At 46.2% G+C, this 16158-nt stretch carries 13 protein-coding genes; 6 read left to right on the top strand and 7 right to left on the bottom strand.

Going from position 1 to position 16158, the window contains the following annotated elements; translation table 11 throughout:
- Nucleotides 1-112 precede the first annotated feature (112 nt).
- The 6 genes from lon to SDEN_RS12890 all read left to right on the top strand — a co-directional run bounded on the left by lon (nucleotide 113) and on the right by SDEN_RS12890 (nucleotide 7827).
- On the top strand, nucleotides 113-2464 hold the full coding sequence (gene lon / locus SDEN_RS12915; protein WP_011496924.1) for an endopeptidase La: 2352 nt from the start codon (nucleotides 113-115) through the stop codon (nucleotides 2462-2464).
- 262 nt (nucleotides 2465-2726) lie between these two features.
- Nucleotides 2727-2999 carry a nucleoid-associated protein HU-beta gene (hupB, locus tag SDEN_RS12910; protein WP_011496923.1) on the top strand — a complete coding sequence of 91 codons (273 nt, stop codon included), beginning with the start codon at nucleotides 2727-2729 and terminating at the stop codon, nucleotides 2997-2999.
- 195 nt (nucleotides 3000-3194) lie between these two features.
- Entirely contained in the window at nucleotides 3195-5072 is a 1878-nt protein-coding gene (locus SDEN_RS12905) for a SurA N-terminal domain-containing protein (RefSeq protein WP_011496922.1), read from the top strand.
- Between the two features lie 102 nt (nucleotides 5073-5174).
- Nucleotides 5175-5765, top strand: a complete 591-nt coding sequence (locus SDEN_RS12900; protein WP_011496921.1) for a pentapeptide repeat-containing protein — start codon at nucleotides 5175-5177, stop codon at nucleotides 5763-5765.
- 43 nt (nucleotides 5766-5808) lie between these two features.
- Nucleotides 5809-6696: an AraC family transcriptional regulator gene (locus SDEN_RS19890; RefSeq protein WP_198134597.1), complete on the top strand. Its 888-nt coding sequence runs from the start codon at nucleotides 5809-5811 to the stop codon at nucleotides 6694-6696.
- Nucleotides 6697-7404: 708 nt separating this feature from the next.
- Nucleotides 7405-7827, top strand: a complete 423-nt coding sequence (locus tag SDEN_RS12890; RefSeq protein WP_011496919.1) for a GNAT family N-acetyltransferase — start codon at nucleotides 7405-7407, stop codon at nucleotides 7825-7827.
- A 246-nt stretch (nucleotides 7828-8073) separates the two neighbouring features.
- Here the strand turns inward: SDEN_RS12890 and fabV are convergent, their stop codons facing one another.
- From fabV to pspF, 7 genes are all read right to left on the bottom strand, one after another.
- On the bottom strand, nucleotides 8074-9276 hold the full coding sequence (gene fabV / locus SDEN_RS12885) for an enoyl-ACP reductase FabV (RefSeq protein WP_011496918.1): 1203 nt from the start codon (nucleotides 9274-9276) through the stop codon (nucleotides 8074-8076).
- Nucleotides 9277-9381: 105 nt separating this feature from the next.
- Nucleotides 9382-10167 (bottom strand): peptide ABC transporter ATP-binding protein, encoded by a 786-nt coding sequence (locus SDEN_RS12880; protein WP_011496917.1) that lies wholly within the window; start codon nucleotides 10165-10167, stop codon nucleotides 9382-9384.
- Nucleotides 10148-11158, bottom strand: coding sequence for an oligopeptide/dipeptide ABC transporter ATP-binding protein (locus SDEN_RS12875; RefSeq protein WP_011496916.1), 1011 nt, complete (start codon nucleotides 11156-11158; stop codon nucleotides 10148-10150). Before SDEN_RS12875 ends, SDEN_RS12880 begins: the two co-directional genes overlap by 20 nt.
- A 3-nt stretch (nucleotides 11159-11161) precedes the next feature.
- Nucleotides 11162-12052, bottom strand: coding sequence for an ABC transporter permease subunit (locus SDEN_RS12870; RefSeq protein WP_011496915.1), 891 nt, complete (start codon nucleotides 12050-12052; stop codon nucleotides 11162-11164).
- Nucleotides 12039-13070, bottom strand: a complete 1032-nt coding sequence (locus SDEN_RS12865) for an ABC transporter permease (RefSeq protein ID WP_011496914.1) — start codon at nucleotides 13068-13070, stop codon at nucleotides 12039-12041. The genes SDEN_RS12870 and SDEN_RS12865 overlap by 14 nt, the downstream gene beginning before the upstream one ends.
- Nucleotides 13070-14818 carry an ABC transporter substrate-binding protein gene (locus tag SDEN_RS12860; RefSeq protein WP_011496913.1) on the bottom strand — a complete coding sequence of 583 codons (1749 nt, stop codon included), beginning with the start codon at nucleotides 14816-14818 and terminating at the stop codon, nucleotides 13070-13072. Before SDEN_RS12860 ends, SDEN_RS12865 begins: the two co-directional genes overlap by 1 nt.
- 133 nt (nucleotides 14819-14951) lie before the next feature.
- Entirely contained in the window at nucleotides 14952-16058 is a 1107-nt protein-coding gene (pspF, locus tag SDEN_RS12855) for a phage shock protein operon transcriptional activator (protein ID WP_011496912.1), read from the bottom strand.
- Nucleotides 16059-16158 lie beyond the last annotated feature (100 nt).

Genomic DNA, 16158 nt, shown 5'->3' with positions numbered 1-16158 from the left:
ACTGATAAATAAGGAGTCCATTGGGCTCCTTTTTTTATTTTAGCTATTGAAACTGACGCTTGCGCCCCAATATACTCATAATTAATCCATTTCTTAAAAACGGAAACTAGCTATGACCGAAGAGCGTGAAGCGCATATCGAACTCCCCGTGCTGCCACTGCGAGATGTGGTGGTCTATCCCCATATGGTTATTCCGTTGTTTGTCGGCCGAGAAAAATCTATTCGTTGCCTTGAATCGGCCATGGAGCAAGACAAGCAAATTTTATTGGTCGCCCAGCGCGATGCCGATTTAGACGAACCAGGTAAAGACGACATCTTCGACATAGGCACAGTGGCCTCTATCTTGCAGTTGCTTAAACTGCCCGATGGCACAGTGAAAGTCTTGGTTGAAGGCGGTCAGAGAGCCAAAGTCTTAAAGTACACCCAAGAAGACAGTTTCTTCGTTGCCACTGCCCAGTATTTAGAATCAGAAGATCTTATCGAGAAAGAAGAAGAGGTCTTAGTTCGCAGTGCAATAAGTCAGTTTGAGGGTTACATCAAGCTGAACAAAAAAATCCCTCCGGAAGTATTAACCTCGCTTTCAGGAATAGATGAAGCTGCACGCCTTGCCGATACCATGGCGGCCCATATGCCGCTTAAGCTTGAAGACAAGCAAGCCGTACTTGAAATGATCAATGTCGGTGAACGTCTTGAATACTTGATGGCGATGATGGAAGCGGAAATTGACCTATTACAGGTTGAAAAACGCATTCGTACTCGGGTCAAAAAGCAAATGGAGAAGAGTCAGCGTGAGTACTATTTGAATGAGCAAATGAAAGCCATTCAAAAAGAACTGGGCGACATAGATGAAAGTCATGATGAATTTGATGTTTTAGGCAAAAAAATTGAAGAAGCTGGCATGCCAGCAGATGCCAAAGACAAGGCCAATGCCGAACTCAATAAACTTAAGATGATGTCGCCAATGTCGGCAGAAGCCACAGTGGTGCGCAGTTATGTTGACTGGATGACGTCAGTGCCTTGGAAAAAGCGCTCTAAAATTAAGCGCGATTTAGCCAAGGCCCAAGTGGTGCTGGATACCGACCACCACGGTCTTGAAAAAGTAAAAGACCGGATTTTAGAGTACTTGGCGGTGCAGAGCCGGGTGCGTAAACTCAAAGGGCCAATCTTGTGTTTAGTCGGACCACCGGGTGTGGGTAAAACCTCATTAGGTCAGTCTATTGCCAAAGCGACCGGCCGTGAATATGTGCGGGTTGCGCTAGGCGGCGTGCGTGATGAGGCTGAAATTCGTGGCCATAGACGGACTTATATTGGCTCTATGCCTGGTAAAATCATCCAGAAGATGGCCAAGGTTGGGGTGAAAAACCCACTGTTTTTGCTCGATGAAATCGATAAGATGAGCTCAGACATGCGCGGCGATCCGGCATCGGCACTGCTTGAGGTGTTAGATCCTGAGCAAAATGGCACCTTTAACGATCATTACCTCGAAGTCGATTATGACTTATCGGATGTAATGTTTGTGGCTACCTCAAACTCTATGGATATTCCAGGGCCCTTATTGGACCGCATGGAAGTCATTCGTCTTTCTGGTTATACCGAAGATGAAAAATTAAATATTGCCAAAAAGCACTTACTTGAGAAACAAATTGAGCGTAACGGCTTGAAAGCCAAGGAAGTGCATATCGATGATAGCGCGATTTTGGGTATTATTCGTTATTACACTCGTGAAGCCGGTGTGCGTTCTCTTGAACGTGAGCTTTCAAAAATTTGCCGCAAAGTCGTTAAACAGATTTTATTGGATAAAAGCGTTAAATCTGTGGTCATTAATCAAGACAACCTGAAAACCTTCTTAGGGGTGCAGCGTTTTGATTACGGCAAAGCCGAGTCTAAGAACCAGATAGGTCAAGTGACAGCTCTCGCCTGGACCCAAGTGGGCGGGGATTTACTCACTATAGAAGCGACGTCAGTGGCGGGTAAAGGTAAGCTGGCTTATACCGGTTCCTTAGGCGATGTGATGCAAGAGTCTATTCAAGCGGCCATGACGGTGGTGCGTGCTCGTGCAGAACAATTGGGTATCAATAACGATTTCTATGAAAAACGTGATATCCATGTGCATGTACCTGAAGGGGCGACGCCAAAAGACGGGCCTTCAGCGGGCGCGGCTATGTGTACCGCTTTAGTGTCTAGCCTTACTGGGAATCCAGTGCGCAGCGATGTTGCCATGACAGGGGAAATCACCCTACGTGGTGAGGTGTTGCCCATTGGCGGCCTAAAAGAAAAATTGCTTGCAGCCCATCGTGGCGGCATTAAGCATGTGCTAATTCCTAAGGAAAATGAGCGTGACTTGGAAGAAATTCCAGCTAATGTTATCGCTGATTTGCAAATTCATCCGGTTCGCTGGATTGATGAAGTGCTTAAATTAGCACTAGAAAAGCCGGTTGAAGGCTTTGAAGTGGTTAAAAAGTAGCTTGAAAATAGCAAAATTTGCTAGCAGGGCAAAAAAAATGAAAAAAGGGGCTTAACAAACGCTAGACCTGTGGTAGCCTAGGTCTGTGGAGAGTCAGAGACTCCAAGCCCTTGGGGTAGCTGACTTTGAGCTGTATCCAGTTTCATTTTTTTGGTTTTCATAATAGGTTTGAAATAACAACAAACTTATAACAATAAAGCCTCCGCAGACCGCTCCACTATGGATTAGGTTGCGGCGCGACAATAACATTCAAGGGGATGACATGAACAAATCTGAACTAATCGAGAAAATCGCATCTGGTGCTGATATCTCTAAAGCGGCAGCTGGCCGTGCACTAGATTCTTTTATCGCTGCAGTGACCGAAGGTCTAAAAGACGGTGATAAAATTTCTCTAGTTGGTTTTGGTACATTCGAAGTACGTCAACGTGCTGAGCGTACTGGCCGTAACCCACAAACGGGTAAAGAAATCAAAATTGCTGCGGCAAATATTCCAGCATTTAAAGCTGGCAAGTCTTTAAAAGACGCAGTTAATTAATTATTAATATTGCGGCCTTTGTAAGGCATCCGCTCATGTTGCAGCTAGGCTGTACCTAAGCGGGCATAAATACCCTGTATTACACTGGGTATTTGGGGCTTGAGTCTAACCACTAAGCTCTACATATTACAAAAAAGGCGCATCCATTCTGTGATGCGCCTTTTTAATTTTTAATCGCAACAAGCGAGAATTCAGATGTTAGAGAAAATTCGCGAAGGTTCACAAGGCGTTGTAGCCAAAGGCATTTTAGTGCTTGTGATATTCTCCTTTGCTTTTGCTGGTGTCAGCAGTTATTTGGGAACTTCAACGGATTTGCCCGTCGCCATAGTTAATGGTGATGAAGTATCTACCAGTGAATTAGAACAAGCATTCCAAAACGAGCGCAGCCGTATCGAGCAGCAATTAGGTGACATGTTTGAAACCTTAGCCGCTGATGATACTTATATGGCTGGGATTAAGCAGAGCGTGTTAGAAAAATTGGTTGGTGACAAGCTCATCGATCAAGCCGCCTTTGCGTTAGGCCTGCGCGTGTCGGATGAACAAATTAAACAAGCCATCGTCTCTGAGCCTGCGTTTCAGACTGACGGTGTATTTGACAATAGCCGTTATCAAGCGGTATTGCGTCAATTAGGCTATCAAGCGGTGAGCTTTAAAAACATGATGCGGGTTGATATGACTCGTCGTCAGTTATTGTCTGCGTTAGTGGGCAGTGAGTTTGCACTCGATGGCGAAGCTAAGCAGCTGGCTGAAGTACAAGGTCAGACCCGTGATATTCGTTACTTAACCGTTGAGTCAAACCAGTTTTTAGCTGATAACTCTGTCACAGATGAAGAAGCGCAAGCTTATTATGATGCCAATCAATCTCAGTATTTAAGCCCTGAGAAAGTGAGCCTTGAATATCTTGAGCTGAATGTGGCTGAACTTGCCAAAGACATAACAACTTCACCTGAAGAAGTAAAAGCCTATTACGACGAGCATCAAAAACAGTATCAGACGGCTGAAAAGCGCCTTGCGGCACATATTCTGATCAATAAATCCGATGACGATGCAGCCGATGAAGCTAAAGCGGCGGCTATTCTGGCTAAGTTAACCGCAGGGGAGAGTTTTGAAGCCCTAGCTAAGACTGACTCAGAAGATAAGTTTAGCGGTGAACAAGGCGGGAAACTTGATTGGTTTGAGCCTGGCGTGATGGCCCCAGCCTTCGATGAGGCATTATTCTCACTAGAGAAAGGTGCTCATTCAGGTTTAGTGAGTACAGAATTTGGTTATCACATCATTAAGCTTTTAGATGTGCAAGCAGGGCAGTTAGCTCCTTTTGCTGATGTTGAAGCTAAGATTGTTGCTCAAATTCAAGAGAAAAAAGCCTTAGACAAGTTCTACGGTTTACAAACCAAGCTTGCCGATACCAGTTATGAAATCCCAGATACCTTAGTGGACGCGGCGAAGGCCATTGGTGCTAGCATCAAGACCACTGAGTTATTCGATCGTAACGCTGTGCCTGCGGAATTTAATCAGGCTGATTTTATTAAAGCGGCATTTTCCGATCAAGTATTGGCTAGCGGCATGAACAGTGATGTTATCGAAATCGCCCCGAATCACATACTTGTGGTGCGTATGAAAGAGCATCAAGCTGCCGGAACTTTGAGTTTTTCAAGTGTAAAAGACAGCATTATCGCACGTTTACAACAAGATAAAGCTAAAGAAGCAGCCCTTAACAAAGCTGTGGAGTACATGGCTCAACTTAAAGACAGCACTTTCGATGCTTCAAGCTTAAGTTTAACCACTCAGGCTAAGCTTGGCCGTTATAGCCAAGATGTCGACAGCGGCATAGCGGCGAAAGCGTTCCAGATGCCGGTACCTGCAAAGGATGCTGTTAGCATAGATACCGCTGAGCTAGCTTCTGGTTATGCCATCATACTGTTGGATAAGGTTAACCCAGCCGAAGGCATTAACGACAATGTATTAAGTGCGATGAAACAGAGATTAACGCCTCAGTACAGCGAAGCTGACTATCGTGGTTTAATCGCCTCGTTAAAAGCCAAAGCCGATATAGAATACCCAGTGGCTGAATAAATCTAGCCCTGATATAAAAATAAGATAAAAGTGAAAAGACCAAGGCCTGCCTTGGTCTTTTTGTTTATGTTTTTGTTTACGGTGCAGCGCAAGGAAGAGTCTATGTTTAACCTGCAAAGCTATTTTGAGCAAAGCTTCGATACTCTCGATATAGCAGAGCAAGGACTCGATGGGGTTGAGTTCGAGCAATGCGTGTTTTATCGCTGTAACTTCAGTAAAGTGAACTTTTCGCGCTGTAAGTTTATCGAATGCCGCTTTGTTGAATGTAATTTAAGTCTAGCCCGCCTTGGTTTTAGCGTATTTGATAGTGCAGAATTTGATGAATGTAAACTGCTCGGTATCGATTGGACTCAGGTTCAGTGGCCGCAGTTCAGCAGTGGTATTCCTGTTTCATTTAATCAGTGTATTTTAGATTCAGGCTCCTTTATGGGCCAACAGCTCAAGCTGATGAAGATGCACCATTGCCGCGCTCATGATGTTGATTTCAGGGAGGCCAATCTCAGCCAAGCAGAAATGCACGGCAGTAGCTTTAGCCATAGCCTGTTTCATAGAACCAACTTAACCAAGGCTAATTTTACCGATGCCACAGGCTTTCACATTGACCTTAACAACAACCTCATCAAGGGCGCGATATTTAGCCGCTTCGAGGCACTGACTTTACTAGAAAGTTTAGGCATAGAGTTGGTTGATTAAGCTTGATTGGTTAATTAGCCTGATTGGTTAGGAAAGGATGAACATGATGGAAGATTATCAACAAAAGTTTGAGCGGGTGCTAAGCCATATTGATGAGCATTTGTCCAAGCCCTTGGCCGTTGATACTTTGATTGCAATCGCAGGCTTACCTCAAACTCAGGGTCAAGGGCATTTCCTGCGCTTGTTTAGCGCCATGTATGGTATTGAACTTATCGATTACATCAACCTACTTAGAGACTTACAATCTGTGTTTGAGTTGGCTTACCGGCCAAATATATCCATGGCTGATATAGCATCAAATGCCAGCTTTCAATGCCCTAAGGCCTTCTCTGAGGACTTTAACGCAAGAAACGGCATGACACCTGAAGCCTTCAGGTTGAAACCCGAGTGGAACGCATGGTTTGAAAAGCAAGCGGCATTAGACACTATGCGTACGCCGAACTTAGCCTCTAACGATATTCACCACAAAGTGACTTTAGTGGACTTAGCTAGCATCGAACTTGCTGTGGTTGAACATAGTGGGCCGGTATCAAATTTACACGGCAGTTTGCAGGCTTTTATCGGTTGGCGACGAGCAATGCATACGCCGCCCCTTGTCAGTCGCAGCTTTAATCTTGTTTATCATGACGTTAAACATGTGCCAGCTTCTGAGTATCGATTGGATATTGGCGCCGAAATCGGCCGGCCATTAACGGCGCAGGATGTGGGTATGGTAAGTAAACAGTTGCCCAAAGGGCGCTACGCATTACTTGCTCACACAGGCAATGAGGCAAGCCTAGGGGAGGCGATAAACGACTTATACGGGCAATGGCTGGTGAACAGCGGCGAGCCGTTAGCCGACTTCCCCTTAGTGCTTGAACGAGTCACGCAGTTCCCCGATGTGGCCCAACATAAAGCCGTCACCCATATTTATCTTGGGCTTAAAACATAATGCATAACGGTGAAGCATCGCTGCTTCAGTTTTTCATTAGGACATTCAAACTATTTTTCCCTGCAGCATCAAAATAGCATGGCGTCGTCATTGCTTCTAAATCAGTATGTTATGCGAGTATTGATTAAGTTCTGACACGTTTATATCCCAAAGCTTGCTTGTTGTGATTCGTATTAAGGTGTACTCGGCCATTGGGCTAAGGTCCCGAGTGACGCCGACTGTTTTTCTGTAAAAGTAAGTCCCCATGGGCTCGGGCGCAGCATCCCTGATGCCTAATTCAATAGAGCAACTCGAGCCATTTAGTCCAACACCCTTTCTTTAGCATCAGAGTTGCCATTTAGATCTGCAATCAGCATATTGATACTTTGTGCATAGAATCTAATGATGGTACCCATTATTAAATTTTGAATGTTGTCTTTTAAGTCAAATAGTTACACTATTACTGAAAAGGTGAATTATGACGCTTCACCACGAGAAAGGCGAGACGACCGTCCATCCCATTGACGGGATGTTCGAGCCCTCATTGACGAGTTGACGGCGTGTCGAAGAGCCAATGCCATGGTAAGCCTGTATGGCAGAGTTTTAGTGACAGCTTTATGCCCCAAAGAGTGTTTTGAAAAAGCTCAAGTGGTTATCTCGGCAATTGGACTAACGCCCCATACTTGGGCTTAAATTTCATTCCAACTTCACTAAAAATGTAGGTAAAAGATGATAATTAGTTTGGCTAAAACAGAAAAAGAAATATCTGACTGCTTTAATCTTATTTCTCAATTACGACAGCACTTAACCTTAGCCGACTTTATCCATAAAGTTAAAAAAATGTCAGAGTCGACAGGTTATGAATTAGTCTACTTAAATGATGATGGTATAAAAGCTGTAGCGGGAATTCGAATGTCTGAGTGGTTACATTCAGGACGCTATCTTGAAATTGAAGAGCTAATAACTGATCAAAGCGCTCGTTCTAAAGGCTATGGTGGGACATTGTTCGATTGGATTTTTTGTTATGCTAAAGACAATAGCTGTAAGCAAGTGAAGCTTGTATCTGGGGTCTCAAGAGAGAATGCCCATAGGTTTTATTTGAATAAAGGTATGGTTTTCGAAGCTAAATATTTTTCATTAAATATAGACTAATAAGCACGGCAAATTAGATGGATAAAAATATTGTTGCGCCGCGCTTAGTCAGCGGCTAGTGGGGGCACGATTGCGCGTCAGATTTGGGTGGCTGGGTTTCTGCTCATACGGGTCATTAGCGGATCCCTTTTTAAATAACGGTTTAATTGTCTAAACAGCTTGATATAAAAAAGCCGCATCTGATGCGGCTTTCATGTTTTATGTCACAGCTATATCGCTGTGCTAGCTTTATCGAACTAGGGCTCGTTAAAGCTCGATCACGTCGAAGCTGACATTGGGGTTCACGTCGGCGTCATAATCTATGCCTTCGATGCCAAAGCCAAATAGTTTAAGAAATTCAGCCTTGTACTCCATGTAATCGGCAAGCTCGCTTAAGTTCTCTGTGGTCACTTGTGGCCATAGGTCGCGGCAATGCTGCTGTATATCTTCACGCAGTTCCCAGTCATCGAGTCGCAAACGCTGCTTATCGTCTGTGGCAGGGGCGGCGCCATCGGTGCGGTATAAACGCTCACTGAACATGCGATAAATTTGATCCATGCAGCCTTCATGCAGGCCTTCTTGACGCATCTTTTTGAATACCATAGCGATATAAAGCGGCATCACAGGGATGGCTGAACTTGCTTGAGTCACGACACTCTTAAGCACGGCAACGTTGGCTGAGCCACCTTTAACCGCAAGCTTATCGTTTAATGCGTGAGCGGCGCGGTCAAGGTCCATTTTGGCTTTGCCTAAGGCGCCATGCCAGTAAATCGGCCAAGTGAGCTCTGTGCCGATATAGCTGTAAGCCACGGTTTTGCAGTTGTCACTTAATACGCCAGCATCGCTTAAGGCGTTGATCCACAATTCCCAGTCTTCACCGCCCATCACAGTCACAGTATCGGCAATTTCTTGTTCTGTGGCAGGTTCTACGCTGGTTTGGATTATGCAATCCTTGTTGGTGTCTACCGCAGTGGCGGTATAGGTTTCACCAATAGGCTTGAGCGATGAGCGAATAAGCTCGCCAGAATCCGGTAATTTACGCACAGGTGAGGCCAATGAATAGACCACCATGTCCACTTGACCTAAGTCTTCCTTGATAAGCTCGATGGCCTTTTTCTTAGCTTCATGACTAAAGGCATCGCAATTGATGCTCTTAGAATACAGGCCTTCAGCCTTAGCGAATTTGTCAAAGGCGGCAGTGTTGTACCAGCCTGCGGTGCCAGGCTTCGTCTCTGAGCTTGGTTTTTCGAAGAATACGCCTAAGGTGGCCGCATCTGAGCCAAAGGCTGCAGCGATGCGTGATGACAGGCCATAACCGCTAGAAGACCCCACAACTAACACACGCTTTGGGCCATTAGCTATCTTGCCTTTGGCTTTGGTTAGCTCGATTTGTTCTTTAACGTTGGCCTCACAGCCGACTGGGTGAGTGGTGGTACAAATAAAGCCACGAATTTTTGGTTTAATAATCATATTTCAGTATCTTCCTTTAATATTGGCTCTAGGATAAATAGTTCATCGCCTAAATGGCACTGATTTTTATCAAAATGCGCTGTTAAACCCAGTGGTTGGATCAGTTTAACGTTTTTGCATAAACTGACTCTGTTCTTGAATAAGCCTCTGGGTGTACTCGTGTTGAGGTGAATTAAACAAGTCTTCTGTGGTGGCATGCTCCACCATTTGTCCTTGGTGAAGCACCATGATTTTATCGCTCACATGGCGGACAATATTCAAATTGTGGGACACGAAAATGTAAGACAGTCCCATTTCTTTCTGTAATTTAAGCAATAAGTTAATAATTTGAGAGCGGACAGATAAGTCCAGCGCCGTTAAGGCTTCGTCGGCGATGATGATCTTGGGGTTTAACATTAAGGCCCGTGCCACAGCGACCCGCTGCTTTTGACCATCAGAGAGCATATTGGGATAGAAATCGGCGTGCTCGGGCAGTAATCCCACCTTGCGCAAGGTCTCGATAACTTGTTGTTTACGCTCAATGGCCGTTAAGTTGGAGCTAAAGCGTAATGGCTCATTTAATAATTCACCTATGGTGAGTTTGGGGTTGAGCGACGTATTAGGATCTTGGAAAATCATCCGAATTAGTCGACAGCGCTGCTTTACATTGCGTGACTCTAGGGCTTCACCTTCGAAGAATATCTCTCCTGTGCTGCGCTGCTCAGCGCCCACTAAAATGCGGGCTAAGGTGCTTTTCCCTGAGCCGACTTCACCGACTATGGCCAAGGTTTGCCCGCGCTCTAATTCGAACGACACTGGGGCTAGGGCTTGGTAATACTGCGCTCTGAAGCGCTTATAGCCCGTCAGGTATTGTTTACTGAGTGCAGTCACGTTAAGCAATGGCGTCGTCATCGGTATCCTGCTCATTTAGATAGGGGAAATGACACGCAAAGTAGCGGTCTTTTTGATGCTCAAGAGCGGGTTGCTTAACGCAATTTCGCTGAGCCTCAGGGCATCGTGGCCCTAAGCGGCAGCCCGCTGGCATATTGTGCAAGGAAGGCGATGAGCCCTGCAGTGTCGGTAAATAGGATTTATGTCGCATTTTACCTGTGTAATCGGGCAGGTTTTTCAGGAGCGCTTTAGTATAAGGATGAAACGGATGGGCTATCATCTCATCTGTGGGTCCTGACTCCATGACCTGACCGCCATAGAGCACAGTTAAGTGATCGCACCATTGCACTAAGGTTTCCAGCTCATGGCTGATGAGCAAAATTGACACATTTTGCAGTTGATTGAGCTGGGATAATAATCTGAAAATTTGTGCCTGAGCATTAAGCTCAACCGAGTTGGTCGGTTCATCGGCGATCAATAATTTAGGTCGATTGGCGATCGCCATGGCAATCATGACTTTCTGACACTCTCCTTCGGACAGCTCCCACGGATAGCAGGACATCAAAGATTTTGGATTCTTAATGCCCACCTTATGCAGCCATTTAAGTGCGTTAAGGTAAGTGTCTTTGCCTCGGCGCCAAAAAGCCACGGCTTTATTAGGCGTCATGGATTCAATCAGCTGACTGCCAATGGTTTTCACCGGATCTAAACTGCCAGAAGGGTCTTGGAAAATCATCGCAATATCACTGCCCATCAAGCAGCGACGCTGTTTGGGGCTCATGTCGAGTAAGTTTTTTCCATCTAACATTAATCTGTCGGCTATCACTGTCCACTGGGGACCAAGGGCGCCTAAGATGGCTTTGGCGAGCAAACTGCGCCCTGAGCCAGACTCCCCCACTAGGCCATGAATTTCGCCGGCATTCAGGGTCAAGCTCACTTTCTCTAGCACCTTCACTTTCGTGTTATTGGTGTTGAGTTCTATGGTGAGGTTGCGTATGTCGAGTAATGGCATAGGTTAGTTTCTTATAGCAGCGAGGGCTGAGCGCAGACCGTCACCCACCAGATTAATCGACAGTACGCTAAATAAAATCGCCGCGCCAGGGATGGTGACAGTCCAAGGGGCGATGAGCAAATTATCTAAGGCTTGCAGTACCATGGAACCCCACTCAGCGCTGGGTGCTTGCGCGCCTAAATTTAAAAAGCCCAGTGCGGCGATATCAAGGATTGCCGCTGAAATGGCCAGCGTGGTTTGCACTATGACCACATCCCACACATTGGGCATGATAACAAACCAGAAGATTTGCCAATTGTTGGCGCCATCGAGACGGGCCGCAGTCACATATTCTTTTTGCAGCTCTTCATGAACCGCTTGATGGATGGCGCGAATAAATTGCGGCGTCATGGCAATGCCGACGGCCCAAAATACGTTAAATAGCCCAGGCCCGATAATGGCCACCACCAAAATGGCCATTAGCAAGGAAGGAATTGACATCAAGGCATCCAGTAAATGCCCCAAAATACTCGATTTTATGCCTTTCATCATGCCGGAGATGGCGCCGATCAGAAATCCAGCCCCTAAGGCCGCAGTCACGATAAGTAACGACATGCCAAAGGTGAGTCTCACTCCGTGCAGAATGCGGCTAAAAATATCTCTGCCCAAGTCATCTGTGCCAAAAAAGTGCTCTACATGACCGTCTATATCCCAAGAGGGTGGCATTAATATCGTATGAGCCTGCTGGGCTTCAGGGGCGAAGGGCGCAAGAAACGGTCCAAAGCCAATGAGCAGCAACAGAAATAACACTACCCACAGCGAAATAAGGGAAGCAGGATTTGCGGAAAACGCTTGCCAGACTCGCAATGACGGCGAGGCAATATTATCCTCTTGGTAAATTTTAATGCGCGGCATACAGCTCCTTTTTACTCATAGGATTAATGGCTGTATAGATTAAATCTATGATAATACTTAAAAATATAATGAGCAGCGACACAGATAAGATACCGCCCTGAATGACAGTGTAGTCTCGTTGATAAATGCCTGAAACTAACCAAGCCCCAACACCAGGCCAGGCGAAAATCACTTCTACCACAATGGCGTAGCTTGCAAATGAACCTAGCATAAGCCCAAAGCTCTTGAGTACAGGGATAAAGGCATTAGGTAGGGCATGGCGTAAGAGAATTTTCGTGCTGCTAAGTCCCCGCGCTTCAGCGGCCTGAATATAGGTTTGCGTCATCACATCTTGCAGCGCCTGACGTGTGATGCGTATGACAGTGGTAAAGGGCAGCACAGCCAAAGTGACGCCAGGCAGAATGATGTGCAATAAGGCATCTTCGAAGGCGGCCATGGCAAAGACTGAGTCGGATAACAAGGTATCGATAAGCATTAAGCCTGTTACCGGTTCAATTTCATAGAGCAAGTTAATTTGTCCGGCTATGGGTAGCCAGCCTAAATTCACCCCAAACCACAAGGACAAGGTTAAGCCTAACCAGAATACGGGCACTGAATAGCCGGTGAGTGTTAGTGCCAAGATGCTGGTTTCAATTAGTTTGTTTTTGGTTAGGGCCGCAATCACCCCAAGGGGCACCCCAAAAAATAGCGCTAAGGCGCCTGCAAACAGAGACAACTCGAGGGAGGCGGGCAGCACGCTCATCAGCTCATCGGCCACGCTTTGCTGTGAGTTACTGGAAATGCCTAAATTTCCAGAGAGGCGCTCCCGCAAATAGGCGGTAAATTGACTAAATAGGTTGTTATCGAGCTGATAGATTTGGGTTAATTGCTCGTGCTGCTGGGGCGTTGGAAATTCAATGCCGCTCAGTGAATAACTTTTTTCCACCGGAAACAAACTGGTAGCAATAAACAGCACGGCCATCATGACTAAGGAGGTGGCAAAGAACAGCACCATGCGTCTAATTAGATAACGCCACATCAGCCTTGCTCCTTAGTTTGTGCTTGTTCTATGGCAGAGCGCTCTTTAGGCGGATTCTCAATGGCAGGGCTCTTCATGGGGGCGCTTTTTATGGGTGAATACTCAAGATCAATGTGTTGAGCTGGCTCAATGGGCGCCGTTAACTGGGGGGGTGCTAGCATCATAGCAGCGAATGAAATACCGCCATAGGGCGCGTTATGGGTAGAGATAAGCGAACTCTTACGCAGCACCACTTTTGGCCCATGGGCCAAGTTTACCATGGGTACTTGTGCGGCAATGATGGCTTCGGCGGCTTGATACAGGGCTTTTCGCTCACCTTTATCTGTGGTGGCCTGCGCTTTGGCCAGCAACTCATCGAAGGCGGGGAGGCACCAGCGTGAGCGGTTATTGTTAGAGTTAAACGCTGCGCAGCTTAATAAGGGAGAGAAAAAATTATCAGGGTCGCTATTGTCAGCATTCCAGCCGATGAGCACAGAGTCATAATCTGCCAGCGCCAGTTTTTGAGTAAAGACACTCCAATCGAAACTGATAATATTGACTTTCACTCCAATGGCCGCCAAGTCAGCCTGAATAAGCTCGGCGGTTTTCAGTGCATTGGGGTTATATACCCGGGCAACGGGCATGGCCCATATATCGATTTGCAATCGGCTTACCCCAGCTTCTTTTAACAGGGCGCGGGCCTTGCCTGGATTGTATTCATTAGGGATAACGCTTGGGGTATAAGCCCAAGAGGCGGGAGGCAAGACGCCGGTGGCAGCCACGGCGGTATCGTGGTACACCACCCGCAGAATATTGTCTTTGTCCACGGCATGGGCCAGCGCTTGGCGCACTCTCACATCATTGAAGGGGGCTTTTTGAGTGTTAAATGCCCAAAATGCCACATTTAGCCCAGCCTGAGTATCAATAACTAAGTTGGGGTGCTGCTTGACCACGGCAAGTTCAGTGGCTTTTGGCAGTGCTGATACGCTGCAATCTCCGGTGATGAGTTTAGCAAGGCGCACCGAGCTTCTAGGAGTGATATCAAACACCAGCATTTCAATTTTGGGAGGCTCGCCCCAAAAGTCAGGGTGTTTCTTGTAGCGAATATACTCGTTCTTAACATATTCATCGAGTCTGAAGGGCCCTGTGCCTATGGCAAAGAAATCAAGTTTTTCCGCTTGGTTTTGAGCTAATAGCTGCTGGCCATACTCTGCGGATAAGATCACCGCAAAGTCGGTTGCTAAATTAGAAATAAAGGTGGCATCGGGGCGTGTTAGGTGAAAAACCACTTCAAAGTCATTCACTTTCTCAATGCTATCCACTAACTCGGCAAAGCTAATACTCTGAAAGAAGGGATAACCCGTGCGAGTGAGGTAGTGGTAAGGATGCGCAAGGTCGATGATGCGATTGAAGGAAAAGAGTACATCATCGGCATTGAAATATCGGCTTGGCGTAAAAAGTTCGGATTGATGAAAATGTACGTCACGGCGTAAATGAAAGCGATAGGTAAGGCCATCTTCAGACACTTGCCACTGGGTCGCAAGGCTTGGCACTATGCTCGCGCTGGTGACATCATAATCCACTAAACGGTTATAAATTTGATTCGAGGTGGCATCGACTGTGGTGCCTGAAGTAATAAGCTGCGGGTTAAAGGTTTCAGGGTTCCCTTCACTGCAATACACCAGCCCCGAAGGGAGCTGAGCTTTACCGCAAGCACTAAGGAGCAGGCTACAGGCGCACACTAAGGTGAGTTGCCATTGACGCATCATGTTTAGCCCCAAAATATTATCATTATTGTGTCCACCAAAGGCTAGCTGCGCCCACTTGAGTAAGCATAAGCCTAAATGCCTATTTTAACAGTGGAAAGCAAGTGGGGGCAATGTGCATCTTTTATCATCAAGATTATGCCTTATCCAATAAATTGTATTTCTTTAAGATCCCCCTGAGTTGATGGTAGCTAAGGCCCAGCAGATCGGCGGTTTTCTTCTGGTTAAATTGGCTCTCGCTAAGGGCTTGATTAATTAAATCAACCTCAAACTGCTCTGTATGTTCCTTAAAGCTAATGGGGAAGTTTAACGCTGCCTCTCGAAATAATGGCATCTCCAAGGTAGGCTCGGAAGTTTGGCTGTTTGTTTCAGCAGTGATAGCGTGAGCTGAATTGGGCGTTGTACTTAACGCTTGGGGTTGAACCTGTTGACGACTTAAGGTTTTTACTCTGTTAGTGGGGCGATAGGGAGAAGCGAAGGGATCGACAATGATTTCATCTATGGCCTCTTCTTGGCCGCTACGATAGACGCTGCGTTCAACCGCATTTTTAAGCTCACGAATATTACCCGGCCAGGTGTGCATCATCAATTGTTCGACGGCGATGGGGCTAAAGCCTGGGAAAAAATCTAAGCCTAATTGTCTGGCCATACTGACCGCAAAGTGCTCTGCCAGAGGCATGATATCTTCGGTGCGACAACGCAGTGGCGGCAGGGTTATCACATCGAATGCCAGTCTATCGAGCAAATCGGCACGAAACTCACCTTGTTCAGCTAGTGTGGGTAAATCTTCGTTAGCCGCACAAATTAATCGAACATCGGTTTGCACTGTTTTACTGCCACCCACACGCTCGAACTCACCGTATTCAATCACTCTAAGCAGCTTCTCTTGAATAAGCCCTGAAGTGTTTGCCAGCTCATCTAAGAAGAGAGTGCCGCCATCGGCGCGCTCGAAACGGCCTTCGTGCTTACCCTTAGCCCCAGTAAATGCCCCTGAGTCATGGCCAAAGAGTTCACTTTCTAATAAGTTTTCACTCAAAGATGAACAATTGAGTTTAATAAAAGCTTGATCCCAGCGGGGGGATAAGTAGTGTAGGCGCTCGGCGATAAGCTCTTTACCAGTACCCCGCTCGCCTATGATCAACACAGGCTTGGAAAGGGGCGCTATCTTAGAAACGTGCTCTAATACTTCTAACAGCGCATTGGATTGACCGATAAGGTTATCTTGTTGGTATGAATTTGCCACGATATTGGTTAGTCTTTTACGCTAATTATTGGTGAAAATCATAATAGTTGCCTGAGGTTTAAAAAGAAAGAAAAACTTAAATTTAATCTAACTATATGAA

Origin of the sequence: Shewanella denitrificans OS217 (assembly GCF_000013765.1) — a bacterium.
Lineage (GTDB): Bacteria > Pseudomonadota > Gammaproteobacteria > Enterobacterales > Shewanellaceae > Shewanella > Shewanella denitrificans.
The sequence above is the reverse complement of the archived record's forward strand: the minus strand, read 5'-3'. Positions and strand labels throughout refer to the sequence as shown.